Origin of the sequence: Allobranchiibius huperziae, assembly GCF_013410455.1 — a bacterium.
GTDB lineage: Bacteria > Actinomycetota > Actinomycetes > Actinomycetales > Dermatophilaceae > Allobranchiibius > Allobranchiibius huperziae.
Window position 1 is genome coordinate 1,925,017 of sequence record NZ_JACCFW010000001.1, and the last position, 22,991, is coordinate 1,948,007.

General features: G+C 69.5%; 22 protein-coding genes. 8 read left to right on the top strand and 14 right to left on the bottom strand.

The window, feature by feature from the left end; genetic code table 11:
* Window positions 1–7: 7 nt before the first annotated feature.
* Window positions 8–793 carry a YqjF family protein gene (locus HNR15_RS09110; protein ID WP_179481060.1) on the bottom strand — a complete coding sequence of 262 codons (786 nt, stop codon included), beginning with the start codon at window positions 791–793 and terminating at the stop codon, window positions 8–10.
* Window positions 794–862: 69 nt separating this feature from the next.
* Here HNR15_RS09110 and HNR15_RS09115 point away from each other — a divergent pair, with 69 nt between their 5' ends.
* Window positions 863–1,315, top strand: a complete 453-nt coding sequence (locus HNR15_RS09115; protein ID WP_179481062.1) for a TspO/MBR family protein — start codon at window positions 863–865, stop codon at window positions 1,313–1,315.
* A 48-nt stretch (window positions 1,316–1,363) separates the two neighbouring features.
* Here the strand turns inward: HNR15_RS09115 and ygiD are convergent, their stop codons facing one another.
* The 3 genes from ygiD to HNR15_RS09130 form a co-directional block, all read right to left on the bottom strand.
* Window positions 1,364–2,242, bottom strand: a complete 879-nt coding sequence (ygiD, locus tag HNR15_RS09120; RefSeq protein WP_179481064.1) for a 4,5-DOPA-extradiol-dioxygenase — start codon at window positions 2,240–2,242, stop codon at window positions 1,364–1,366.
* 99 nt (window positions 2,243–2,341) lie between these two features.
* Complete coding sequence (locus HNR15_RS09125; protein ID WP_179481067.1) at window positions 2,342–3,802, bottom strand: aldehyde dehydrogenase family protein; 1,461 nt, start codon at window positions 3,800–3,802, stop codon at window positions 2,342–2,344.
* A gap of 65 nt (window positions 3,803–3,867) precedes the next feature.
* The gene (locus HNR15_RS09130; RefSeq protein WP_179481069.1) at window positions 3,868–4,602 is read right to left on the bottom strand and encodes an SDR family oxidoreductase; all 735 of its coding nucleotides are present in this window, start codon (window positions 4,600–4,602) and stop codon (window positions 3,868–3,870) included.
* A gap of 346 nt (window positions 4,603–4,948) precedes the next feature.
* On the opposite strand from HNR15_RS09130, the gene HNR15_RS09135 reads away from it, so the two are divergent.
* A complete protein-coding gene (locus HNR15_RS09135) occupies window positions 4,949–6,709 on the top strand; it encodes a hypothetical protein (protein ID WP_179481071.1) in 1,761 nt (586 codons plus the stop codon).
* A gap of 64 nt (window positions 6,710–6,773) precedes the next feature.
* Here HNR15_RS09135 and HNR15_RS09140 read toward each other — a convergent pair whose 3' ends face one another.
* The 4 genes from HNR15_RS09140 to HNR15_RS09155 all read right to left on the bottom strand — a co-directional run bounded on the left by HNR15_RS09140 (window position 6,774) and on the right by HNR15_RS09155 (window position 10,166).
* Window positions 6,774–7,187: a VOC family protein gene (locus HNR15_RS09140; RefSeq protein ID WP_179481073.1), complete on the bottom strand. Its 414-nt coding sequence runs from the start codon at window positions 7,185–7,187 to the stop codon at window positions 6,774–6,776.
* 26 nt (window positions 7,188–7,213) lie between these two features.
* Window positions 7,214–8,119 (bottom strand): NAD-dependent epimerase/dehydratase family protein, encoded by a 906-nt coding sequence (locus tag HNR15_RS09145; protein ID WP_179481075.1) that lies wholly within the window; start codon window positions 8,117–8,119, stop codon window positions 7,214–7,216.
* A gap of 89 nt (window positions 8,120–8,208) precedes the next feature.
* Complete coding sequence (locus HNR15_RS09150) at window positions 8,209–8,883, bottom strand: response regulator (protein WP_179481077.1); 675 nt, start codon at window positions 8,881–8,883, stop codon at window positions 8,209–8,211.
* The gene (locus HNR15_RS09155; protein WP_218883631.1) at window positions 8,871–10,166 is read right to left on the bottom strand and encodes a sensor histidine kinase; all 1,296 of its coding nucleotides are present in this window, start codon (window positions 10,164–10,166) and stop codon (window positions 8,871–8,873) included. The genes HNR15_RS09150 and HNR15_RS09155 overlap by 13 nt, the downstream gene beginning before the upstream one ends.
* Before the next feature lie 177 nt (window positions 10,167–10,343).
* Here HNR15_RS09155 and HNR15_RS09160 point away from each other — a divergent pair, with 177 nt between their 5' ends.
* Window positions 10,344–11,669 (top strand): serine hydrolase domain-containing protein, encoded by a 1,326-nt coding sequence (locus HNR15_RS09160; protein WP_218883632.1) that lies wholly within the window; start codon window positions 10,344–10,346, stop codon window positions 11,667–11,669.
* A 119-nt stretch (window positions 11,670–11,788) separates the two neighbouring features.
* Here the strand turns inward: HNR15_RS09160 and HNR15_RS09165 are convergent, their stop codons facing one another.
* The 3 genes from HNR15_RS09165 to HNR15_RS09175 form a co-directional block, all read right to left on the bottom strand.
* Window positions 11,789–12,385: a cation transporter gene (locus HNR15_RS09165; RefSeq protein ID WP_179481079.1), complete on the bottom strand. Its 597-nt coding sequence runs from the start codon at window positions 12,383–12,385 to the stop codon at window positions 11,789–11,791.
* Window positions 12,386–12,414: 29 nt separating this feature from the next.
* On the bottom strand, window positions 12,415–13,881 hold the full coding sequence (locus HNR15_RS09170) for an HNH endonuclease signature motif containing protein (protein WP_179481081.1): 1,467 nt from the start codon (window positions 13,879–13,881) through the stop codon (window positions 12,415–12,417).
* A 237-nt stretch (window positions 13,882–14,118) separates the two neighbouring features.
* Complete coding sequence (locus HNR15_RS09175; protein ID WP_218883634.1) at window positions 14,119–15,639, bottom strand: MFS transporter; 1,521 nt, start codon at window positions 15,637–15,639, stop codon at window positions 14,119–14,121.
* A 54-nt stretch (window positions 15,640–15,693) separates the two neighbouring features.
* On the opposite strand from HNR15_RS09175, the gene HNR15_RS09180 reads away from it, so the two are divergent.
* The 5 genes from HNR15_RS09180 to HNR15_RS09200 all read left to right on the top strand — a co-directional run bounded on the left by HNR15_RS09180 (window position 15,694) and on the right by HNR15_RS09200 (window position 19,925).
* The gene (locus HNR15_RS09180) at window positions 15,694–16,155 is read left to right on the top strand and encodes a winged helix-turn-helix transcriptional regulator (RefSeq protein ID WP_218883635.1); all 462 of its coding nucleotides are present in this window, start codon (window positions 15,694–15,696) and stop codon (window positions 16,153–16,155) included.
* A gap of 77 nt (window positions 16,156–16,232) precedes the next feature.
* Window positions 16,233–17,066, top strand: coding sequence for an alpha/beta fold hydrolase (locus tag HNR15_RS09185; protein WP_218883637.1), 834 nt, complete (start codon window positions 16,233–16,235; stop codon window positions 17,064–17,066).
* Window positions 17,067–17,138: 72 nt separating this feature from the next.
* A complete protein-coding gene (locus tag HNR15_RS09190) occupies window positions 17,139–17,897 on the top strand; it encodes a spermidine synthase family protein (protein WP_343048483.1) in 759 nt (252 codons plus the stop codon).
* Between the two features lie 89 nt (window positions 17,898–17,986).
* Window positions 17,987–19,426, top strand: a complete 1,440-nt coding sequence (locus HNR15_RS09195; protein WP_179481084.1) for a sugar porter family MFS transporter — start codon at window positions 17,987–17,989, stop codon at window positions 19,424–19,426.
* Between the two features lie 94 nt (window positions 19,427–19,520).
* Window positions 19,521–19,925: a universal stress protein gene (locus HNR15_RS09200; RefSeq protein ID WP_179481086.1), complete on the top strand. Its 405-nt coding sequence runs from the start codon at window positions 19,521–19,523 to the stop codon at window positions 19,923–19,925.
* Window positions 19,926–20,336: 411 nt separating this feature from the next.
* On the opposite strand, the gene HNR15_RS09205 is transcribed toward HNR15_RS09200, so the two are convergent.
* From HNR15_RS09205 to HNR15_RS09215, 3 genes are all read right to left on the bottom strand, one after another.
* Window positions 20,337–21,206, bottom strand: a complete 870-nt coding sequence (locus HNR15_RS09205) for an alpha/beta fold hydrolase (RefSeq protein ID WP_179481088.1) — start codon at window positions 21,204–21,206, stop codon at window positions 20,337–20,339.
* A 64-nt stretch (window positions 21,207–21,270) separates the two neighbouring features.
* Entirely contained in the window at window positions 21,271–21,969 is a 699-nt protein-coding gene (locus tag HNR15_RS09210; RefSeq protein WP_179481090.1) for an SDR family oxidoreductase, read from the bottom strand.
* A gap of 87 nt (window positions 21,970–22,056) precedes the next feature.
* Window positions 22,057–22,989, bottom strand: coding sequence for an isoaspartyl peptidase/L-asparaginase family protein (locus HNR15_RS09215; RefSeq protein ID WP_179481092.1), 933 nt, complete (start codon window positions 22,987–22,989; stop codon window positions 22,057–22,059).
* Window positions 22,990–22,991: the final 2 nt, after the last annotated feature.

Genomic DNA, 22,991 nt, shown 5'->3' on the forward strand with positions numbered 1-22,991 from the left:
ACCATCATCACGTAGTTGGCCCCGGCGACGGGCGGGTCGACGGGAGCGGAAGAGCGCGGCGGGCGTCGTACGGGAGCGCGAACTGCGTGCGTACCCCTCGGGAGAAGAGCACCGAGTCCGGCGTTCGGGTGCTGACTCCGGGCAGACCGCCGTGGGCCACCAGCGAGTCCTGCAGGTGCAGCAGCTCGGCGTTGCGCAGCGGCCACGTCCGGTGCTCGTTCGGGACATAGAGGGTCCGGCCGAACGCTCTGGTGTGCAATCCCCAGCGAGCAGTGAGGAACTCGGCCAACGGGTCGGGCTCGGTCAACGCGTCTCCAGGGCGTACTACGACGGTCGTGACCGCGCTGCGCGGCGCCGGCCACCGCCGTTGCGAGGTGTAGGTGATCACTCCCCCGGTCTCGGCGACGCGCATCCGCGCCCACGTGTAGGGCAGCGCGAACGCAGCCCGGGCCCCGAGGACGACAGCCAGTCGGGACGCCTCCAGGGTGCGGAAGACGATGCCCCGTCGCCCCTGCGCATCGACCGAGTAGAGGCGCACGTTCGTCTCCGCGAACGTCCCGAGCCACGGCACCGCGCCACCTCGCCCGACGCCCGCATCGACCATCCGGAACGGAATGAGTCCCACCCAGCTGGTGCCGTCGTGCACGTCCGGACGCGTTCCAGGCGGCAGCAGTGGCTGGACGACCGAGGGTTCGACGCGCCAGTGCAGGAACGTCAGGTCGCACCAGTCCTGACTCATCATCTGCAGCCCGGTCAGGGCCGGGGCCGTCGCGCTCACCGCCTGCACCGTCATGCGGCCACTGTGCCCCCTTCCTCATCGCCGCGACACCGCCGCCCCGGACGCGCGCGCAACAATCGAGGCATGGACCTTCGACGAGTGCTCTTCGCCGCCGCACCTCCCGTCGCCGCCGCCGTGATCGGCGGACTCGGATCCCGTGAGGCGCCCACGACCTACGCACGGCTGGACAAACCGTCCTGGGCTCCGCCGGCGCAGGCCTTCGGCCCGGCCTGGTCGGTGCTCTACGCCACGATCGGTGCGGCCGGATGGCGGATGTACCCGCGCGTCTCTCGCACGACCCGCCTGCTGCACCTGGCCCAGCTCACGGCGAACGGCGCGTGGCCGGTGGTCTTCTTCGGTGTCCAGGACAAGCGGGCCTCCCTGGCGGTGATCGCCACCCTGGACGCGCTCGTGGCCGCCGAGCTGTGGTCGTTGCGCCGGACCGATCCGGAGTCCGCTGCGATCCTGGTGCCGTACGCCGCGTGGATCTCCTTCGCGACCGCCCTCAACGCCGCCGTCAGCGACCCGGGAGCCTGACGCCAGGATCACCGCGCGGCACGGACACCCGCCCCGGAGTCGAACGACTCAGAGGTTGGTCTCGTCGGTAGGGATGCTGGTGGGCAGGGCGGCGGCTGGTTGATCGTCGCTGTCGCCGACCGACGGGCAGTCGATCCCGATCGTGTAACTGGCCATGCTGATCGACCCGGCGGTGTGCCCCTCGACCAGAGAGCTCACCTGCTCGCCGCTGTCGGCGGCCAGGCCGGCGAAGTAGAGCAGGGGAAGGAAGTGGTCGGGGGTCGGGACGGCCAGTCGGTAGTCCCGATCGGCGTCCAGCCCGGTGACGTCGATCGGGCGGTCCAGCAGGATCTCGCGGGCGCGTACGTCGAAGCGGGTGGCCCAGTCGTACGCGCTGTCGGGGCGGGAGAAGTCGACCGCGCCGAGGTTGTGCACGATGTTGCCGCTGCCGACCACGAGGACGCCCTCACGCCGTAGAGACGCGAGCTTCTGTCCGAGCTCCAGGTGGTAGTCGATCCCCTTGTCGGCGTTGATCGACAACTGCACCACCGGGATGCTGGCGTCGGGGAACGCATGCACCAGCACCGACCAGGTGCCGTGGTCGATGCCCCAGCTGTCGACGTCGCAGCCGACCCACATCGGCTTCGCGACCTCCGCGACCTGGTCGGAGAGCTCCGGCAGCCCTGGCGCCGGGTACTCCACGTCGAAGAGCTCCTGCGGGAAGCCGTAGAAGTCGTGGATGGTGCGCGGGCGCAGCATCGCGGTGACAGCGGTGGCATTGATGTACCAGTGCGCGGAGACGACCAGGATCGCCCGCGGCCGGGGCACGGCCGCGCCGAAGGCACGCCACGCCTGGGTGTAGCGGTTGAGCTCGAGCGCGTTCATCGGGTTGCCGTGACCGATGAACGCCGCAGGCATCATCGGTCGGGTATCGCTGGTCGCCGTCATCGTGTCCCCTCACCGCGCGCGTGGTGCGCTGACGCTACCGCTTTCGCACGGATCGGCGCCGCGCCGGCGGAGTCGACGCGCCCGGCGGGGCACTCGCCGTCAGAACGGGTACTGCGGGATCCGGCTCTGCATCGTCACCCACTGCGTTTCGGTGAATGCCTCGATGTTGGCCTCCACCCCGCCGAAGCGCGCACCCGTGCCCGACGCCGCCGTCCCGCCGAACGGCGCCACGGCCTCGTCGTCGACCGTCTGGTCGTTGATGTGCACGATCCCGGTCGGCACCCGGTCGGCGAGGGCAAGGCCGCGCATGACGTCCTGGGTGAGGATGCCGAGCGACAGGCCGTACTCCGTGCGGCTCGCCAGCTCCACCGCCTCCTCGACGCTGGAGAACTTCGCCACCGGCGCGACCGGGCCGAAGACCTCCTCGTTGAACGCCGGATGGTCCACCGAGCAGTCGGCGATCACCGTCGGACGGTAGAAGAGGTCCTCATAGGTACCGCCTTCCACCAGTCGCGCGCCGGCCTGCGTGGATCGGGTGACCAGGTCGTGCACGTGGTCGCGCTGACGCACGTCGATGATCGGGCCGAGCGGGGCATCCGTGGCGGCCGGGTCGGCCACCTGAATTCCGGCTGCGCTGTGGGCGAGCCGTTCCACGTACTCGTCGTAGATCGCCTCGTGCACGATGTGGCGACCGGTGGTCATGCAGATCTGTCCCTGGTGCAGGAACGACCCCCACGCGCCGGCCGCGACGGCGGCGGGCACGTCCACGTCGTCCATCACGATCAGGGCGTTGTTGCCGCCCAGCTCCAGGTGCGCCCGCTTGAGCAGCCGGCCGGCCGCCTCGCCGACCTTGCGTCCCGCAGCGGTCGAACCGGTGAACGAGATGATCCGCACGCCGGGGTGCTCCACCAGGGCGCTGCCGACGTCCGCGGCACCCGGCAGGACATGCACGAGGCCGTCGGGCAGACCGGCTTCGGCGAGGATGGCGGCCAGGAAGAGACCGCCGGAGACGGCGGTGCGCGGGTCGGGTTTGAGGATCACCGCGTTGCCGGTCGCCAGCGCGGGCGCCACGGACCTGCTGGACAGGATCTGCGGGAAGTTGAACGGCGAGATGACGCCGACGACGCCGGCCGGCACCCGCCGCGCCATCGACAGGCGTGGGGCCCTGGTGCGCAGCAGCTGCCCGTACGGCGCCTCGACGGTCGCCGCACCGGTCCAGTACTCCGCGGCGACCAGCGAGGCCTCGAAGCCGGCCTTGCCCTTGCCCGAACCAGCCTCTCGCACAAGCCAGTCGGACAACTCACCGGCGTGCTCCTCGATGAGTGTGGCCGCCCGCCGCAGCGCGGCAGCACGCTGGTCGTACGGCAGCGCGGCCCACTCCTTCTGCGCCTTCGTCGCTGCCGTCACGGCGTCGTCGACGTCCCGAGCGGTGGCGACGCCCACACTGCCGATGACCTGCCCGGTCGCCGGCTCGCGGACGTCGGCGGTCCCGCCCGCCCCGGCGCGCCATCCGCCGCTGTGGATCTTCCCAGCCCAATCGCCTGCGTCGAAGAACGGCATGGAGCACCTTCCGTAGGGCGGATATCCGGTCGCCGAAGGGCATGTGCCGGCGGCACCTTCGGATACTAGGGCTGCACGGTGGGTCGCACGAGGATCTCGTTCAAGCTGACGGACTTCGGGCGGGTGACGGCGAAAGCGATGATCTCCGCGATGTCCTCCGGCGTGATCGCCATCTGCTCGTACATCTTCTCGGCGCCGCGCTTGGTCTCCTCATGCGTGATGTGGTCGGTCAGTTCGGTCGCGACGGCGCCCGGCTCGATGACGATGACCCGCACGTCCGGCTGCAGCTCCTGGCGCAGCGCCTCGGACCAGCCGTTCAGACCCCACTTGGTCGCGGCGTACACACCGTTGCCCGGTCGGGCCGTACGTCCGGCGACCGACGAGAGGTTCACCAGGTCGCCTCCGCCGCCGGCTCGCAGCAGGGGCAGGAACACCTCGGTGGCGGTGATCGCGCCGAGCAGATTGACATCGAGCATCTGCTTGTAATCGTCCTTGCGCTCGGCGTCGAACGGCCCGAGCAGCATCACGCCGGCGTTGTTGAGCAGGACGTCGACGCGACCGAGCTCCTTCTCGACGCGCCCGGCGGCCGCCACCAGCGTGTCCCGGTCGGTGACATCGGCCGCGATCGCGATACTGCCGTTGTCCAGCTCCCCCGCGAGCGCCTCGATGCGTTCGGCCCGGCGCGCGATCAGAGCCACCGTGTAGCCCGCGGCGGCCAGCGCTCGGGCCGTCGAGGCGCCGATGCCCGAGGATGCCCCGGTGATGACGGCGACCTTGTCCGTGTCCTTCGATGTGGGCATCTGTTGCTCCTTGGGTCGTGTGATCGCGGCCGACGCCTGCCGGACCGTCGATCGACCGTAGCCCTGATCGAACGGACGGGAAGTCTTCGCCGGGTCGGTCCGGGCCGCGGGAAGGACAGCTCCGTCGGCCTGGTCCTCGCCCGTCGCACGGTCCCGCAACCTGCGTCACGGATTCCTCGGATCGCCATTGACGGGCTGCGAGAAGCGGGAGTAGAAGAGGGACGTTCGTCTGTTCGTGCCGGCCCGAACAGACGACCTCGAGGCGCTGTCTCGCCAACCGGCAGTCTCGCCAGGGGTGCTGACCCCGGGCTCACGTCACATATTCGTCCTGCCCAGGGAAGAGCCCATGAAAAATCTCAGCGAGGCGTCGCCACGCCGTGCCTGGCGACTGACCGTATTCATCTCATGCGTCCTGCTGCTGTTCGCCTCCGGTGGGGTCTGGGGCGGCGCGAGTGCCGCACCGGCGGCCCGACCGTCCGCCACACCGCAGGCCGCCGTACGAAGTGCGGTGCGGCTGGTCGCGACGACCACGCCCGGCCGACTCCGTGCCGCGGCGAAGGGCCAGGCCGCGAAGGTCCGCGTCGCGCCCCTGCTGCGGCCGCATCGTCCGTCCCTGTCGACTGAACAGCGGGCCACCGCGCCGCGGACCACGCCGCGTACCGTCGGACACGCCCGGCAACAGCTCCAGGGCGCCCTCTCGCCGACCGTCGAGTTCGACGGAGTCGACGCGATCCAGAGCAAGGCGGTCGCCGGGTACGACGTCGAGCCGCCGGACGAGGGCCTGGGCGCCGGCAACGGGTATGTAGCCAATTTCGTCAACGTGGCCGGTGCGATCTACCGCACCGACGGCAGCACCGTGACCGCTCCGTTCTTCCTGAACACCTTCTTCGACGAACCCGCCACGGCCAACCTCACCGACACACGGGTCTACTACGACGCGCCCAGCCGCACCTGGTTCGCCACGATGCTGGAGTACGGGCTGACCAGCGACGGCTCTGCCGTCACCGAGTCGCATGTCGACCTCGCCGTGAGCAGCACCGCCAACCCGGCGGGTGCGTGGCACATCTACCGGGTCTCCACGACCGACCTCGACCACGCGGGATGCCCGTGTCTCGCGGACTACCCGATCATGGGCGTCAGCCGGTCGAACGTGTACCTGTCCACCAACGAATTCACCTCCAACGAACAGGCATTCAACGGCGCGCAGCTGTATGTGCTGTCCAAGTCGCAGCTGGTCGCCGGCCGCGCCACCGTCAACACCGTCAACTTCCAGAACCTGGCCGCCGGCGGTGCCCCCGGGTACCACGTCCAGCCGGCCAACACGGTCGCGAACGCACCCGCCGAGTTCATGCTCAGCTCGCTCGACCCCAACAGCACCTTCGACAACCGGTTGGCCGTCTGGGCCGTCACCAACGAATCCTCGGTGACCACTGGACACGGGATGCCGTCCCTCAGCGTGCGGGTCATCGGGTCGGAGGCGTACGGCTTCCCGCCGAACGCGCAGACACCCCCAGGGTTCTGTAACGGAAAAGCCTGCGACGCAGGCCTTCCCACCACCGGCGTCCTGCAGACCGACTTCGATGCCATGCAGGAGACCCAGTACATCAACGGTCGACTCGTCGGAGCCCTGAACACCGGTGTCACCGTCGCCGGCGACACGGCGGCACGATCGGGCGTCGCCTGGTTCGTCATCAAGCCGACCGTGAACGGCGCGAGCGTCGGAACCGGCACCCGCGTGACCCGCCAGGGGTACGTGTCCACCAGCGGCGAGTACCTGCTCTACCCCCACCTGAACCGGACCTCGAGCGGCGCCATGGCGCTGGTCTTCGGGCTGGGTGGACCGGGTACGTACCCGTCCGCGGCGTATGCGACGGCGCGCGCCGGCCGTGACTTCGGGCCGATCCAGGTCGCCGCCGCCGGCACCGGACCCGACAACGGGTTCTCCGGCACCGCGAAGTTCGGCGGTGCGGGCCGATGGGGCGACTACTCCAACGGGGAGATCATCCCGGGGACCAACCGCGTCTGGTTGGCCACCCAGTACATCCCCAACACCGGTGACGGGAACGCCAACTGGGGCAACGCCATCTTCGAGCTACGCCTGCCCTGACCCTGGTTTGATCTGACGGGACACCACTGAGCTGGCGGCCCACACCAGCTCAGTGGTCGCCGTCTCAGGAGTGCATCATCGGCGCGTAGGAGATGCCGACGATCAGGCCCTCGCTCGACTGTAGACGGGCGACCGTCTGTCCCCACGGCTCGGTGCGAGCGTCGTGCAGCAGCGTGAAGCCCTTCGTCGTCAACTCCTGCGCCGCGACCTGTACACCGTCGGTGTCCGCGACCTCGAACTCCACGCTCGCCTGCGGCACCGGCCGGTCCGCGGGCCAGTCCGGCACCCCGAAGCAGGCCCGCGCGGCCTGCTCCAGCGGCCACACACCGAAGGACTTGGATCCATCGATCGCCTCACTGTGCAGGTAACCGTCACCCTCGGCGGCCAGCGGCAGGCCGAGCGCGTCGACGTACAACTCCCGGCTGCGTTGCGAGTCCGGGGTGATCACCGCGAACGAGGTGATGAACTGCAGTTCCACGACGCGTCCTCTCGTCGATCTTCCCGTCAGTCGTGCCCGGCGCCCGGGTCGGGCAGTACGTCGCGCCAGGAGTGCTTCGGGTCGTAGCCCAGTAGGTCTCGCGCCTTGTCGATCGCATAGAACGTCTCGTCGCGGCCCATCTCCCGATGCACCCGTACCCCGTCGTAGAAGCGCTCCCGGATCTCTCGCGTCGTCGCGGCCACCGACATGTCGGCGTTGGCGACGTTGAAGACCTCGTAGCCCAGCCCGTCGGTCTCCAGGCAGCGTTGCACCATCTGCCCCAGATCGCGAGTGTCGATGTAGGCGAACACGTTCCGGCGCCGCAGCGAGGGGTCGGTGAGGAACGGCGGGAACAGCTCGGCGTATTCGTGCGGCTCGATGACGTTGTTGATCCGCAGCCCGTAGATGTCCGTGCCGGTGCGTGCCTGGAAGGAGCGGGCCGTCACCTCTCCGGCGACCTTCGACATGGCGTAGGCGTCCTCGGGCACCGTGGGGTGCTCCTCGTCGACGGGCACGTAGAGCGGGCGCCGCTCGCCCTGTGCGAAGCAGATCCCGTATGTCGTCTCGGAGGACGCGAAGATGATCTTGCGCACGCCGAGTCGGGTCGCGGCCTCGAGCAAGTTGTAGGTGCTCAGCACGTTCGTCGCGTACGTCGCGGCGTCCGGCCGTAGCAGGATCCGAGGGACGGCCGCGAAGTGCACGACCGCGTCGTACTCGGGCTTCTCGGCTAGGTCCAGGTCGTCCATGGTCGGTATCCCGGCGAGGGCGGAGTAGGTCTCCCCCGCGTCCGTGAGATCCACCCGCAGATCGGTGACCCCCGCGTGTCCGAGGGGCACGAGGTCGGCGTTGGTGACCTGGTGACCCTGTGCGGCCAGATACGGCGCGACATGCTTGCCGGCCTTGCCGCTGCCACCGGTGAAGAAGATTCGCATGACTGTTTCTTACCCTGCTCGCTCGCGTCTGATGCCGTCGAGGTCGTCAGACCCTCCTGCGGCGCCTGGCGGCGGGCCCAGAGAGCGCGTCAGGATCCGAGCCCCGCACCGGAGCGGCGTTCGTGGTCCAGGTGCCGCAGGACGGCCGCGACCCGACGATCGGTCTGCTCCGCGGGTGCCAGGTCCAGCTTGGCGAAGATGCTGCGGATGTGTTTGTGGACCGCCCCTTCGGTCACCACGAGCCGGTCGGCGATCGCGGCGTTGCCCAATCCCTCGGCCATCAGGGCCAACACCTCCGTCTCCCGCGGCGTGAGCCGGTCCAGTCCGGCGTCCGGCCGCGTCGTGGTGAGCAGTTGCGCCACCACCTCGGGGTCGATGGCCGTGCCTCCCTCCGCGACCCGGTGAAGGGCGTCGAGGAAGCTCTCCACTCGCCCGACGCGTTCCTTCAGCAGATAGCCCAGTCCTGCCGCACCCGCGACCATCAGATCGGTGGCGAAGGCCTGCTCCACATAGGCCGACAGCACCAGGACACCGAGACCGGGCTGGCGCCGTCGGGCCTCGACCGCGGCGACGATGCCCTCGTCGGTGTGGGTGGGCGGCATCCGCACGTCGACCAGCGCGACGTCCGGGCGGTGGATCTCGACGGCGTCGAGGAACGACGGTGCGTCCTGCGCCGTGGCGACGACGTCCAGCGACTCCGCGCGCAAGAGGGCCGCCAGTCCTTCGCGCAGCAACGAGTCGTCCTCGGCGATCACGATCCGCACGGCAGATCCACCTCCAGTCGGGTCGGCCCGCCGCGCGGGCTCCGGATACTCATGGTGCCGTCCAATGCTTCGGCGCGGCGCCGGATACCCAGCAGACCGGACCCGTTCCGATCGCTGGCGCCACCGGAACCGTCATCCTGGATAGCAACATGTAGATGCTCACTGTCACTTCGCACTGTGACGACGATCGTTTTCGCTCCGCTGTGCCGTGCGGCGTTCGTGAGGGCCTCGGCCACCGCGAAGTACGCCGTCGCCTCGGTCGCCGCAGCGCACCGGGCGCGAAGGTCGACCTCCAGACGACACGGGATCGGGCTGGCTGCGGCGAGACCGTCGAGCGCTCCGCCCAGACCGCGGTCGGTCAGCACCGGCGGGAGGATGGCGCGCGCGACCGATCTCAGCTCGGCCAACGCGGCCTCGGTCGCGGTCTGCGCCCGGTCGACGGCCTCGAGTGCCGTCGCCGGGTCGCGCAGGACGGCCTGCCGGACACCGCCGAGCAGCACGTTGACGGCGACCAGCCGGTTCTGGGCGCCGTCGTGCAGCGCGCGCTCGATGCGGCGCAGCTCGATGGCGTGCGCATCGAGCGCTGCCGCGCGGGTCGCGGTGAGCTCGGCGATGCGCAGGGACATGTCGCCCTCGTCCGGTGGCGGAAGCAGCAGCCGACCGGCGACGGCCTGCAGCCACGTGAGGGCCGGAGTGACCAGCAGCACGGCCGCGACGAGCGCGACACCCAGTGCGGTCACCGCCCACGCGTGGGACGGATCGTCCAGCGCCCAGTGCACCGCGGCGTCCTGTCGCGGGATCGACTGTCCTGCCATCAGATTGCGCCAGAGTGGGAAGCCGAGTGCGCCGACGGCCGCGAGAGGCAGCATCAGTCCGATGATGCCGAGCGCCACGTCTACCGTGCCGTGCACGACGAGCCAGGCCAGCTCGCGCCGGGCGGTGGGATCGACCAGGTGGTCTCGCGGAGCCGGCACAGGCGCGGCGGGCGACTCGATCGCGTCGCCCCACCGGGTGAGACGGACGCGCTCGCGATCCGCCAGCGGCCGCACGGCGCGCAGGCAGGTCGGCAGCACCAGGAATCCGATCCCCACCACGCAGAGGATCCAACTGGCGGCCAGTAACGCAAGCAGCACCATCCCCAGCAGGGCGCTGCCCAGTCCGCCCGTCAGCTGCCGGAACGAGGTCGGCGCGAGCCGGAGCGGATTCGTCGAGCTCCGGCGGAGCGCTTGCCCGCCGGGTGCTTCTGCACCCGGTGTGCTGCCGAGGCCGTCCGCTGCGTCCAACGTCCTCACCCTCCGTGACGTGCGGGGCGGCGCCTCGCAGAGCCTCATCGTTCCAGGAGTGCGCGCCGGAAGCAGTACAGCCTGCTGCACCATCCAGACACCCGTACGCGGGATCGCGCCCGGTGCGCGGTCTGCGGAAACGTCGTGGCCATCGACCGATTCGACCAAGGAGCGATCATGACCGACGACCACGACCCGACCACGCCCCACGACCCTGCCACGGAGGACACCCGTCGCACGCCCCGTTGGATGCGCAGCCGGAAGACCGCTGTCGCTGGAATCACCGCCGTCGTACTGGCGGGAGGTTGGGCGGTGTCGAGCACACCCGGAGCTCAGGCCGCATACGAACAGGCCGATGCCGTCAACCATCAGCTGGACCGGACGAGCGCGAACCTGGACCGGTTGACCGCCGACCACCACGCAGGAGGTGCTCCCAGGAACACCGCACCGAAGGACGCGGCGTTCCAGCGCTCGCTGAACGCACTGGTCACGAAGGACGGGATTCCGGGTGTCGAGGCGTTCGTGCGGCAGTCCGACGGGAAGGTGCGCAGCTACACGGCCGGTGTGGGCAACCTGAACACCCGGACGCCCGTCCCCGCGGACGGCGAGGTGCGGATCGCGTCCAACACCAAGACCTTCACGGCGACGGCCGTCCTGCAGTTGGTCGGAGAGGGTCGGATCGGCCTGGACAAGCCGATCGAGACCTACCTGCCGGGCCTCGTACGCGGGAAGGGAATCGACGGGCGCCACATCACCGTGCGCAACCTGCTGCAGCAGACCTCGGGCCTGCCCGACTACGACACCCTCGTGGCGTCCAAGGGCCTGCTCGCGGTGCAGCACACCTATTTCGAACCGCGCCAGGCGCTGGACGCGGCACTCACCGCTCCAGCGGAGTTCAAGCCGGGGACCAGCTGGGCCTACAGCAACACGAACTACGTGCTGGCCGGACTGATCGTGCAACGGGTGACCGGTCGTCCGATCGGGGAGGTCATCACCCAGCGGGTCATCGACCGCCTCGGGCTGCGCCACACGTACTGGCCGAACACGGGGGTGCAGACCATCCGTGGACGGCACGCGCAGGCGTACTTCAGGGCCAAGCCGGGTGCGAACCCGGTCAACGTGACCGAGTTGGATCCGTCCCTCGGGTGGGCCGCGGGGCAGCTGATCTCCACGCCGAGTGACCTGTCCACGTTCAATCGCGCGCTGCTCGACGGCAAGCTGCTCGCGCCCGCACAGCAGCAGCAATTGCTGACCACCGTCGCCGCGCCCGGCTTCGAACCGGAGAAGGGCTGGTCCTACGGGCTCGGCTTCGCCAAGCGCACGCTGTCGTGCGGGGTGCAGGCATGGGGCCACGGTGGCGACATCACCGGGTTCGAGACCCGCAACCTGACCACTCGGGACGGGCGCAGCGTCGTGATCGCGACGACCGCGCTGCCGACCAAGATCGAGGGACTGGTGCACGTGAACGCGGCGGTGCAGCAGGGCATCTGCGATATGGCCTGATCCGGGCTCCTGTCACCGATGGCAGCGTGGGCGACGTCTTCTCGTCGTCCGCGCTGCCGACGCGCGACCGCCTGGCTGATCCGGACGTTGATGGTGCTCGCACCAGATCCGACCGCCTCCTAGTCACCGCCGAAGATCTCGCGGACTTCTTTGAGTGCGTAGTAGACCAGGACGTATCCGGCCACCGGATCCGCCCACCACCACCCCGCCAAGAGATTGAGCAGCAACCCGAGAAGCACGGCGGCCGCAAGCAGGCCGTCGATGAACGTGACGCGACCCTCGGTCGCCAACACAGGGTTGTCCAGAGCAGCGCCGGTGCGGGCCTTGCCCGCTGCGAGGACGAACATGACCGCCGCGGTCACGGCCGTCCACACGATGCCCAGCGGTGAGTGGCGTGGGTGATACCCGATGGCCAGCACCCAGGTGGACTGCACCAAGAGGTAGAGCGCCAGTGCGCCGAACGCACCGCCGATGAGGCGCAGCGCGAAACGCCGACGCTTTTCGCCGCTGCCGGCCAGTTCCCAGATCACGACGGTCGATGCGCCGATCTCGATGACCGAGTCCAGTCCGAAACCCGCCAGAGCCACCGATCTCGCGGCGACCGCCGCAGCCGCGAGCACCACGATGCCGACGACGTTCCAGGCCAGCGTCACGTACTCCAGCCGGAAGCCTCGACGTAGGAGCACCGCCCGCGCGGAGGCATCGACAGCAGTCACAGCCGAAGTATCGCCGCCGAAGGTTGAGGTCAGCTTCCGGGCGGCACCGGTGGGTCCGTGCTTCGTTCGGTGCCGACACATCCGCCGGGCCGGGTGGGCATCAGTCCGGGGGTGAGGTCCCAGGTGACACCGGTCGTGGTGACCTGAGCGGTGAGCAGGTCGCGGTGCACGATGGTGTGGTGGCGGGCGCACAGCAGCGCTGCGTTGGTCAGTGTTGTCTCGCCGCCGGCCCACCAGGGCCGCACATGATGTGCATCGCACCAGTCCGGTGGGCGGTCGCAGCCGGGGAAGGTGCAGTGCTGGTCTCGGTGAATGATCGCGGTGCGTAAGCCCCCGGTGAACAGGCGTTTGGCGCAGCCGACGTCCAACGGTTCCGACTCGGTGCCGAGGACTGCGGGGATGAGGTCGGCGTCGCAGGCCAGCCTGCGCAGGGTGCCCGCGTCGAGATAGTCCCCGTCGGTGGTGCGTCCAATCCCCGGAAGGTACGTCGGGGCGAATCCGTCTTCGCCCGAGCCGTGTTGGCCGAGCCGACCCGCGTCCCAGAGCCCCTCGTACAGGGTGTTGTAGTCCATCGTGACCAGGATCTTCGCGGTGCCGCCGAACTCCCCGACCGGCCGCGGGCTGGTGCCGTCGAGGACGCCGGCGGAGGTCTCGACGAGTCGCACCAGCGCATCCGCTCGCCGCTTGGCCGGGGTGCGGGTGTCCCGCCCGGGCGCACTGGTCCCGGTTTGCGGCAGCGGCCCGACGTTCGGTGCGTCGCACGGGTCGTCGGTGCTGGTGGCGCAGGGCTGTGGTGCAGGCGCGGACAGGGCGCGCAGGGCGTGTTTGACCACCGCGGCGTGGCCACCGGACAGTTCGGCGACGAACCGGGTCAACCCACTGGGTAGGTCAGCCCAGAACACCGACTCGCATTCCTGCTGGCGCTCCTCATCCCGCACCAACCGCTGCGGGGCGTACTCCCCCAAGATCCGGGTGGTCAACTCCCGCAAGGCGCGCGGCCCATGCTCCGACAGCGACAGGTACCGGCCCAGCAGCTCATCGCGGTCGGCGCTGGGTAGTTGCGGCAAGACGTGCGGCACCTCACGAAAGGCCGCCGCGGCGACCGGCACACTCGCCGACCCGGTCGCGAGGGCCTCGGCCACGACTCGGTTGCGCGGATCGGCGCAGTCCACCCCGACCGCCCCGACACGGCGCACCACCACCGGGTCCACGCCGGCAGCCTGCCGGGCCACCCACGCCGGAGCACCCGTGGCGGTGGAATTCGCCACGGTGCCCCGGCTCAGGGCGTCGGTCGTGGCCAGCGCGGCGACGTTCTCCGCCCGGGTGGTGATCCGCAGCATGCCCCCGACCACGTCACCCAGTGCCGCTTCGTCCAGCTGCCACAGGGCGCCCGGCCACTCGTCCAGGCCGTTGGTGAATTCGTTCAACAGGGCCACCAACCGGGCGCCGGTGCCCGGCGCTGCGGGCCGATGGGTGTCGGTCGTCGACTGCGCCATGGCCCCTCCTGCGCTGGCGATGGCACCCCTTGCCATCTACTGTGAATCATACGCCTGTTCGATGTATCGCGCAAGAGCAAAGATGACGAATACGACTGCAGATGATGATGATTCGAGCAATAGTTGTCCACATCCCCCTCGCGTGGCGTGGACGTTCTCGGGGTTATCCACACTGTGCTGCAAGCACCTCGACCCGCGATCCATGACCTCATCGCATCCGACCATTGAGGAGGTGCGTCAGCCCTCTTCAGCCCGTCCAGCGGGTGTGGAACGTCTCGGCGACCGGCACGCCATCGGGTGTCGCCAGCGTGCCGTGCTCGAGGGCGATGCCGCCGACGTTCTCCGCGAGGGCGTGATGCCGACGGAGACGACGGCCCCGGCCACCCCTATTCCTGCGATGGTCAGCCAGGCCAGACGGAACACGTGGTGTGCCTGTGTCAGGCCGACGGGGGTGCCGAGGATCGCGACCAGGATGGAGACACCGAGCACGGTGCCGATCTGTCGGTTCATGTTGATCACCGCACTGCCGGTGGCTGTGCGTTGCGGGGCCAGGTCCGACGTGCCGGAGGACAGGATCGTCGGCAGTGCGAAGCCGACGCCGCCACCGATCAGGAGTTGCCCCGGCAGCATCTGCGTCACCCACTGCGGATGCACTCCCACGGAGAACGCGATGAAGACGTATCCGGCGGCGAGCATCAGACAACCGAGCGCGGCGATCAGGCCGGCTGGGACGCCGCGCCGGGCCAGTCGGTTCGAGATCAGGGCGGTCACCTGGACCGTGGCCGGTCCGGGCGCGATCGCGAGACCGGATCGCACCGGGCCGTAGCCCCACACCTGCTGGAACCACAGGATGGTCGACAGCAGACCTGCGCCGAACGCGATGCTGAAGACCAGTGAGGCGATGTTGGACCAGGCGAAGGTGCGCACGGCCAGCATCGCCGGCTCGATCACCGGCACGGGGTGCCGGGTGGTGCGGTACGCGAAGAAGGCGATTCCGACTACGGCGACGACGAACCCGGCCACGTCGCGCGCGTCCGACCAGCCCCAGTCCGGCCCCTTGACGACGCTGAGCGCGAGGGCACCGATCGCGATGGCGAGGACACCGGCGCCCAGCAGGTCCGGTGTTCGTTCGACGGTGGCGTCGCGGGAGTCCGGGACCCAACGGATCGCGCTGATGACCGCGACGATCGCGATCGGCACGTTGACGACGAACACCCACTGCCACGCGGCCTGGACCAGCAGGCCCCCGACGACCGGACCGATGGCCGCAGCCAGTGCGCCCGTCGCCGCCCAGATGCGTACGGCGCGCGCCCTCCGGTCCGGCTCGGTGGCGCGTAGAAGCAGCGACAGGCTGGTCGGCGTAAGGGCCGCGGCACCGGCCGCCTGCAGGACGCGGAAGGTGACCAACCACCACAGTCCGGGGCTGAGGGCACAGGCAGCGCTCGCCAGTGCGAAGAGGGCGAGCCCGGCGAGGAAGCCCTCCTTACGGCCGTACCGGTCGGCGAGTCGACCGAGCGGCACCAGCAGTGCCGCGTACGCGATGGCGTAGCCGTTCAGGATCCAGCTGAGATCCGACAGCGACGCGCCGTGGAAGTCACGCCCGATCGAATCGAAGGCGACGTTGACGATGAACAGGTCGAGACTGGCCATGAACGCCGCCGCCGAGAGCACCAGGAGGACCCGACCTTGCCGATCCTTGGGAGCCTGCTCGTCGTTCGGCGACGTGGACCGCTTGTGGTTTCGGGTTGCAGGCGACACGTCGTGAGCCTGGCACCTAACTATGCAAATCACAAGCCAGGCTAGGATGGAGACATGGCTTTCGCCCTTTCCGGCGTCATGAGGCGCCGCAGCCGCACCTCACCGGGTGACCGCTGCCCCATCGACCGCACGATGCAGGTCGTGGGTACGCGGTCCGCGATCCTGTTGATGCGCGAGGCGCTCTTCGGGACGTTCAAGTTCGACGATTTCGTCGGCCGTACCGGGCTGACCGAAGCGGTCGTCGCCTCCCGCCTCCGTGCTCTCGTGATCGCCGGCCTCCTGGCGCGCGAGCCGTACCAGGAACCGGGCCAGCGCACCCGGCACGGTTACACGCTCACCGACAGCGGGCGCGATCTCATGCCCGCCGTCCTCTCCCTCGGGCAGTGGGGCGTCAAGCACGCCCCGGGCACGATGGGCCGCCAGTTCTGGCACGCCGACTGCGGAGAACCCGTGCGGGTCGTCGTCGAGTGCGCGGACCACCACGAGCTCGACGTCGAAGAGATCACCGTCGGCTGATCCGGGGCACCGCCTTCCCAAACGACCTCGGGGTGCCTAGCTTCGACGGGGACGATCGGTGACCGGGAGGCAGAGCAGTGATCGAGAGCGCCCTGAGCGTCGACACCGGCGACATCACCATGGAGACCTTCGTCGACGGAGTCGGCCCAGACGTCCTGCTCGTCCATGGCTTCCCGCATACCAGGCTCCTCTGGTCGCGCGTGGCGGACCGACTGATCCAGCGGCGCCGAGTGATCGCGCCCGACCTGCGCGGGACCGGTGGCAGCACCCGCGCGGCGGACGGGTACGACGCGGACAGTCTGTCGACCGACCTGGGCCTGCTGCTCGATCGGCTCGGATCCACCTCGACGGACATCGTGGCGATCGACGCGGGGGTGCCACCGGCGTTCCTGCTGGCCCTGCGTGAACCGGATCGGGTCCGCCGCCTCGTCCTGATGGAGTCGACGCTCGGGGTGCTTCCGGGAGCGGAGGACTTCTTCCGCGCCGGCCCTCCGTGGTGGTTCGGCTTCCATCAGGTGCCGGGCCTTGCGGAGGTGGTGCTCGAAGGACATGAGGACGACTACCTCGACTTCTTCTACCGGACAGGCACGTTCGACGGATCCGGGATCGATGCAGAGGTGCGTGACGCGTTCGTCGCTTCGTACTCCGGTCGCGAATCGCTGCGCTGCGCCTTCGAGATCTACCGGGCGATGCCACAGACCGCCGCGCAGATCGCTGACGCCGTCGCGGGTGCCAGGCTGCGGGTGCCCACGCTCGCGATCGGCGCTCAGCCGGTGGGTGATGCCCTGCACCGGCAACTGACACCGATCGCGGACGATCTGCGCGGCGCCCTGGTCCCGAAGCGCGGACACATCATCCCGCTCGATCAGCCGGATGCGCTGGTGACGTTGCTCGACCAGTTCCTCGACTGAACCCCGAGGCGCCGCAGCGCTCCACCGATTGCGCCCTGCAGCACTCCCCCGGCCGGCGGGTACGTTGGCGGCGTGGCAGGTCCGCCGCGGCAGGTGACGGCGGTGAGGGAGTTGACCCGGATGAGCGCACGGTTGCAGGAGCTCGCCTACAGCGAGACTCCGCGCGGCACCATCAGCCTGCGTCGCCGCCGGGAGCCCACGCTCGACGTCGACGTCTACGAGGTGAAGCTCGACGACGAGTTCCTCATGTCGAGCCTGTTCACCGTCGCGGAGATCGAGCTCGCCAGGCTCGGCCTCGCGCAGACCCGGGGCAGCGACCTGGACGTCGTCGTCGGCGGCCTCGGCCTCGGCTGCACCGCACGGGCCGCGTTGGAAGATCCCCGAGTGCGCTCGATGATCGTCGTCGATGCGTTGGCCGAGGTCATCGACTGGCACGAACGAAAGCTGCTGCCGGGAGCCGACGACCTCGTGGACGACCCGCGGACCCGGCTGGTGTTGGCGGACTTCTTCGCCATGGCCGCCTCCGACGACGGCTTCGACCCGGACGCTGCCGGCCGCCGGTTCGACGCCGTACTGCTCGACATCGACCACACGCCGCGCCACGTGTTGCACCCCGACCATGCGGCCTTCTACAGCCTCGACGGGTTGCGCCGGCTCAAGGGGCATCTGAAACCGGACGGTGTCTTCGCCCTCTGGTCCGACGACCCGCCGGACGATGACTTCATCACGTTGCTGGACGGGGTCTTCGACTCCTCGGAGGCGCACGTCGTCACCTTCGCGAACTTCCTCACCGGTGGCCACTCGGCCAACACGGTGTACGTCGCGCGGTGACCGCGCCGCGGACGCGGCTGCGGATGCACACCTCGGGCGCCCCACGGGTCTAGCCTGGCGAGACGCGCGAAACGAATAGAGGACGCACCGTGACCGTGAGCGAGCAGGACACCGCGACCGGCGAAGAGGCGCGTGGGCATTTCACGCCGGCGCTGTGGCTCGCGGCCATCGCATCGGCGATCTCCTCGTTCCTCTACGGCTACGACACCGGCATCATCTCCGCCGCGCTGCTGCAGATCCGCAAGGACTTCAACACCGGCCACAGCTCCGAGCAGGTGATCGCCGGCAGCATCCTCTTCGGAGCGGTCCTCGGCGCACTCGCCTGCAGTCGACTCTCGGAGCAGCGCGGCCGACGCGGCACCATCCTCATGCTGGCGTGCATCTTCATCGTCGGTGCTCTCGCGTGCGCCCTGTCCCCGAGTGCGCCCCTGCTGTGCGTCTCGCGTGTCATCCTCGGCTTCGCCGTCGGCGGCGCCACCCAGACCGTGCCGATGTACGTCGCCGAACTCGCCCCGCCCGCGCGCCGCGGTCAGCTGGTGCTCACCTTCCAGGTCGGCATCGGCACCGGCATCCTCGTCTCGACCATCGTCGGCGCGACACAGAGCCTCAGCTGGCGCGTCTCCATCGGACTCGCCGTCGTGCCGGCGACGATCCTGCTGCTCACCGTGCTGCGCCTGCCGGAGAGTCCCCGTTGGCTGGTGGCGCAGGACCGAGCGGACGATGCCCGAAGGTCGTTGTCGCTCATGCGTCCTCGAGGTGCATCACTGGACGGGGAGATCGGCGAGATCACCCAGAACGTCACCGAGGAGCTCGATGTCAAGGCCAGTCAGCGCGGATGGTCCGGGCTGCGGCAGGCATGGGTGCGGCCCGCCATCATCGTGGGCTGCGGCATCGCGATGTTCACGCAGTTGAGCGGCATCGAGATGATCATCTACTACGCGCCGACCATCCTCACGGATGCGGGATTCTCGACCAGCACCGCGCTACGCGTGAGTGTCGGACTGGCGAGCACCTACCTCGTGATGATGCTGGTCGGCCTCAACATCATCGACCGTGTCGGCCGACGACGGCTCACCCTCATCATGGTGCCGGGCACCGCGGCTGCACTCTTCGTGCTCGGCCTGCTCTTCGTGACCGGTCACAGCGGGCGGCACGACATCCCGTTCATCATCACCTGCCTGATCGTCTTCATGTTCTTCAACGCCGGCGGCTTGCAGCTGATGGGCTGGCTGACCGAGTCGGAGATCTACCCGCTCGCGGTGCGCGGCGCAGGATCGAGCCTGCAGGCGGCGGTGCTCTGGACGACCAACCTGGCCATCACACTCACCGTGCTCACCATCATCGACGCCGTCGGCGTCGGGCAGACGATGTGGCTCTACGCCCTCTTCAACGTCGCGGCATGGATCTTCGTCTTCGTGAGGATGCCGGAGCTCACCGGCCGCTCCCTGGAACAGATCGAGCACGCCCTGCGCGAGGGGCATTTCACTCCGCGCAGCTTCGCCCAGGCCACTCGCGACGAGGCGACCTGACCACCCGGGACAACGATGCCGTCGGCCGTCATGCGTCGACCGCTCGGGTCCCCGGCCCGCCACACCCCTTCCACCTCGCTATCAAGGAGCGCACGTGAACATCGTTGTCGGATACATCCCCAGCCCAGAAGGTCTGGCGGCCATCGACCACGCCGTCACCATGGCCAAGCTCGGCGAAGGACGACTCGTCGTCCTCAACTGCGGCACCCGTGGCAGCGACGCCGACCCCAGCTTCTCCGAGGCGGCGGACTGGGACGCCGTCGATCAGAAGCTCACGTCGCTCGGCCTCACCCACGAGATGCGTCAGCCCGCGCAGGCCAGGACACCCGCGGACGAGATTCTGAAGGCCGCGTCCGACATCGCCGCGGATCTCATCGTCATCGGCATCCGCCGCCGGTCCCCCGTTGGCAAGCTGATCGCGGGCAGCACCTCGCAGCAGGTGCTGCTGGACGCGAACTGCCCCGTCCTCGCGGTCAAGCGCCCCCTCGACGGGAGTTGACCGCGGGTCCTCGACAGGCGACCTGATTCGAGCCGACTTCCGTCGTCCCCGGTGATGCGCAGTGGTGCGGCCCGGTATGCAACGAAGCGGCCGGACACCCGATGGAGGGGGTCCGGCCGCGCCGCGTGCCGGGAGGTCAGGCGGGCATGAAGGGCAGCACCTCCTTCGCCGGAGTCTCGGTGCTCGCCATAGGTCGTGGAAGCCGTGGCTCAGGTGCACCACGTCCTCGGTGCGTTGGATGACGATGTCCGCGCCGACATTCACGGCGCCCGGCGGAGAGCTGCCTGGTCCAGTCACCGGCGGTGGCGACGGCCTCGAGCTGACGGTGCTCGGGATGGCTCGCCTCGGACTGGACGCCGTCGTGCTCGAGCCCCGGGCCATGACACGCCTCGAGCACCTCGCGGTCGCCCCTCACCCCGCGCTCGACACCGAAGGGACGGGCCGGGCAGGGACATGGCGGTGCATGAAGTCGCGGATGACACCCTGGAAGCGCGCGCGTTCCTCGGTCTGCGGGGAGTGACCCGATTCCTCGAAGACCACGAGCTCCGAGTGCGGCACCAGGGCGGCGATGGTCTCGGAGGAGCTCACGGGGGTGACCCAGTCGTGGCGGCCGACGGTGACGAGCACCGGGACCTCGATGGTGGGGAGGCGGTCCTTGAGGTCGTAGCTGCCCCAGTTGTGCTGGAAGCACCAGTTGTGGGCCTCGTGCCGGTAGTGACCGTTCTCGACCGCCTCGGCCGACCGGGCCGGGTCGTACTCGTGATCGTAGAGCCCGATCATCTCGCTCCAGCACTGCTTGAGGTCGGCGTCGTCGCGGATGCGGCCGCTCCAGTACCGGTTGAAGTTGTCCCAGTCGATCTCGATGCGGTCCTGGTTACGGGCGTTCTCGAAGGCGAGCTTCAGGTTCGATCCGTCCGCGGACGTGTCGCGCAGCATGACGGCCTCGACGTGCTCGGGGTAGGCCAGCGCGTACTCCAGAGCGATGAAGCCGCCGTACGAACCGCCGGCGACGGTGACCCTCTCGACACCGGCCCACCGACGCAGCGCGTCGACATCGGCTGCCCACTGCGCATGGGAGTACGGCGCCACGGCCTCGCTGACGCCGCAGCCGCGTGCGTCGAAGACGATGACGCGGTACTCATCGGCCAGCGGACCGAAGGTGTCCCGGGGTTCGGCGAGGGAGCCGATCCCTCCCCCGCCGTGGTGGGCGATGACGAGTGGTGCGTCCCTCGGCCCCAGATCCTCGACGTTGAGTCGGCATCCGTTGATGAGCAGGTCCATTCGTTCTCCTCGGGTCAGGTGATGAGGTCGCGGTCCACGAATGCCCGCTCGGCGGCCGGGTCGGTCAGAAGAGCGAGTGACCGCCGTCGATCGACAGGGTCTGTCCGCTGACCCATCCGGCGTCGGGGTCGGCGAAGAAGAGGACGCCGCGGGCGATGTCCTCCGCCCGCCCCGTCCTGCGGGTCGCGATGCGCGCGAGCAGCGCCGTCTGCCCGTCGGATCCGTAGCTGTCCCACTGCTTCTGGGTCGTGGGGTTGGAGAGCACGAAGCCCGGTGCGATGCAGTTGGCCGTGATGCCGTGAGGACCCAGTTCCCAGGCGAGTTGCCGCGTCAGGCCGATGAGCCCCGCCTTCGCGGACGTGTAGGCCTGCACGCCCGTCAGGCTGACGCTGCGCCCGGCACCGGACGAGATCGTGACGATGCGCCCGAAGGACCGCCGTTTCATCCCCGGTGTCACCGCTCGGACCACGTTGAACGCCGTCCGCAGGTTGGCGTCGACGACGGCGTCCCAGGCTTCGTCGGTGACCTGCTCGATCGGGGTGTGGGTCTGACCGCACACCCCGCCTGCGGAGTGCACGACGATGTCGACGTCACCCAGTCCGCGCAGGTAGTCGGTCGCGACGGACGCATCAGCCAGGTCGACCTGTTCGCGGTCCACCCGGTGCACCTGGGCTCCGGCCCCGGACAGCGCGTCCGCGATCGCTCGTCCGATCCCCTGCGCCGTCCCGGTCACCACGGCCGAGCGTGTGTCGAACGATGCCACTGGACTCTCCTCAGAAACAGTGCGAGTGCTGCGAGCAGTGCCGCCGGACCGATCCGACCGGCACTGCTCACGCCGATGCAGACGCGGCTAGGCGTACACCGCGCTGTGGTCGCCGTCGCCGTCCCAGTGACCGGCGAACATCGCGTTGCTGTTGTGCGCGATCAGCGCTTCGCCCTGCGGCGTGAGCGCGATGGTGCCGCCCGTCGCGCCACGGCCTGCCAGCTCCTCGTCGTAGGTGGCGCGCGTGGACCCCTCCAACGTCGCCCCTCCGTAGCGCACCCGCGCGGCGATGTCGTGGCCGACGACGCCTTGGATGAAGGCCTCGCCCTCGCCGGTGCAGGAGACGGCGATCGACTTGGAGCTCGCGAAGGACCCCGCGCCGATGAGCGCGGTGTCGCCGACGCGGCCGACGGCCTGCGCGACCATCCCGCCGGTCGAGGTCGCGCACGCGACGCCTCCGGAGGCGTCGATCGCGACGGCACCCACGGTGCCGGACTTCGACGGCGCGATCTCCCGCTGCAGGACCTCGTCCAGCTGCTTCTGTCGGTGGGCCGTGACGAAGTAGTCCGGCTCGACCGTCGCCAGGTACCATCCGGCAGCGAGCTCCGCGGTGGGACTCACGAGCAGTACGTGGTCGGTGCGCTCGAGTACCGCGCGGGCGGCGAGCACCGGATTGCGCGCGTACCGGCTGACGGCGACGGCTCCGGCCCGACCATCCCCGTCCATGACGGCGGCGTCCAGTTCGGCCGTCCCCTCGCGGGTCAAGGATGCCCCCCGCCCGGCGTTGAAGAGAGGGTTGTCCTCCAGGACCATGACGGCCGCGCACACCGCGTCCAATGCACTCTGACCGGCCACCAGGGCGCTGCGGCCGGAGTCGAGGGCATCCTGCAGTCCGCGTCGATAGTCCTGGGCGGCCTGCAGTGCCAGCTCGGTGGTGCGCGGCCCGGCTCCACCGTGGATGAGCAGCACCGGGCGGATCTCGCCGCGTGCCGAAGGCTGCCGCGAATAGAGGATGTTCATCC

Coding starts and splice junctions, on each gene's coding strand:
- HNR15_RS09110 (WP_179481060.1), bottom strand. CDS start 793: ATGACGGTGCAGGCGGTGAGCGCGACGGCCCCGGCCCTGACCGGGCTG.
- HNR15_RS09115 (WP_179481062.1), top strand. CDS start 863: ATGGACCTTCGACGAGTGCTCTTCGCCGCCGCACCTCCCGTCGCCGCC.
- ygiD (WP_179481064.1), bottom strand. CDS start 2,242: ATGACGGCGACCAGCGATACCCGACCGATGATGCCTGCGGCGTTCATC.
- HNR15_RS09125 (WP_179481067.1), bottom strand. CDS start 3,802: ATGCCGTTCTTCGACGCAGGCGATTGGGCTGGGAAGATCCACAGCGGC.
- HNR15_RS09130 (WP_179481069.1), bottom strand. CDS start 4,602: ATGCCCACATCGAAGGACACGGACAAGGTCGCCGTCATCACCGGGGCA.
- HNR15_RS09135 (WP_179481071.1), top strand. CDS start 4,949: ATGAAAAATCTCAGCGAGGCGTCGCCACGCCGTGCCTGGCGACTGACC.
- HNR15_RS09145 (WP_179481075.1), bottom strand. CDS start 8,119: ATGCGAATCTTCTTCACCGGTGGCAGCGGCAAGGCCGGCAAGCATGTC.
- HNR15_RS09160 (WP_218883632.1), top strand. CDS start 10,344: ATGACCGACGACCACGACCCGACCACGCCCCACGACCCTGCCACGGAG.
- HNR15_RS09170 (WP_179481081.1), bottom strand. CDS start 13,881: ATGGCGCAGTCGACGACCGACACCCATCGGCCCGCAGCGCCGGGCACC.
- HNR15_RS09180 (WP_218883635.1), top strand. CDS start 15,694: ATGGCTTTCGCCCTTTCCGGCGTCATGAGGCGCCGCAGCCGCACCTCA.
- HNR15_RS09205 (WP_179481088.1), bottom strand. CDS start 21,206: ATGGACCTGCTCATCAACGGATGCCGACTCAACGTCGAGGATCTGGGG.
- HNR15_RS09215 (WP_179481092.1), bottom strand. CDS start 22,989: ATGAACATCCTCTATTCGCGGCAGCCTTCGGCACGCGGCGAGATCCGC.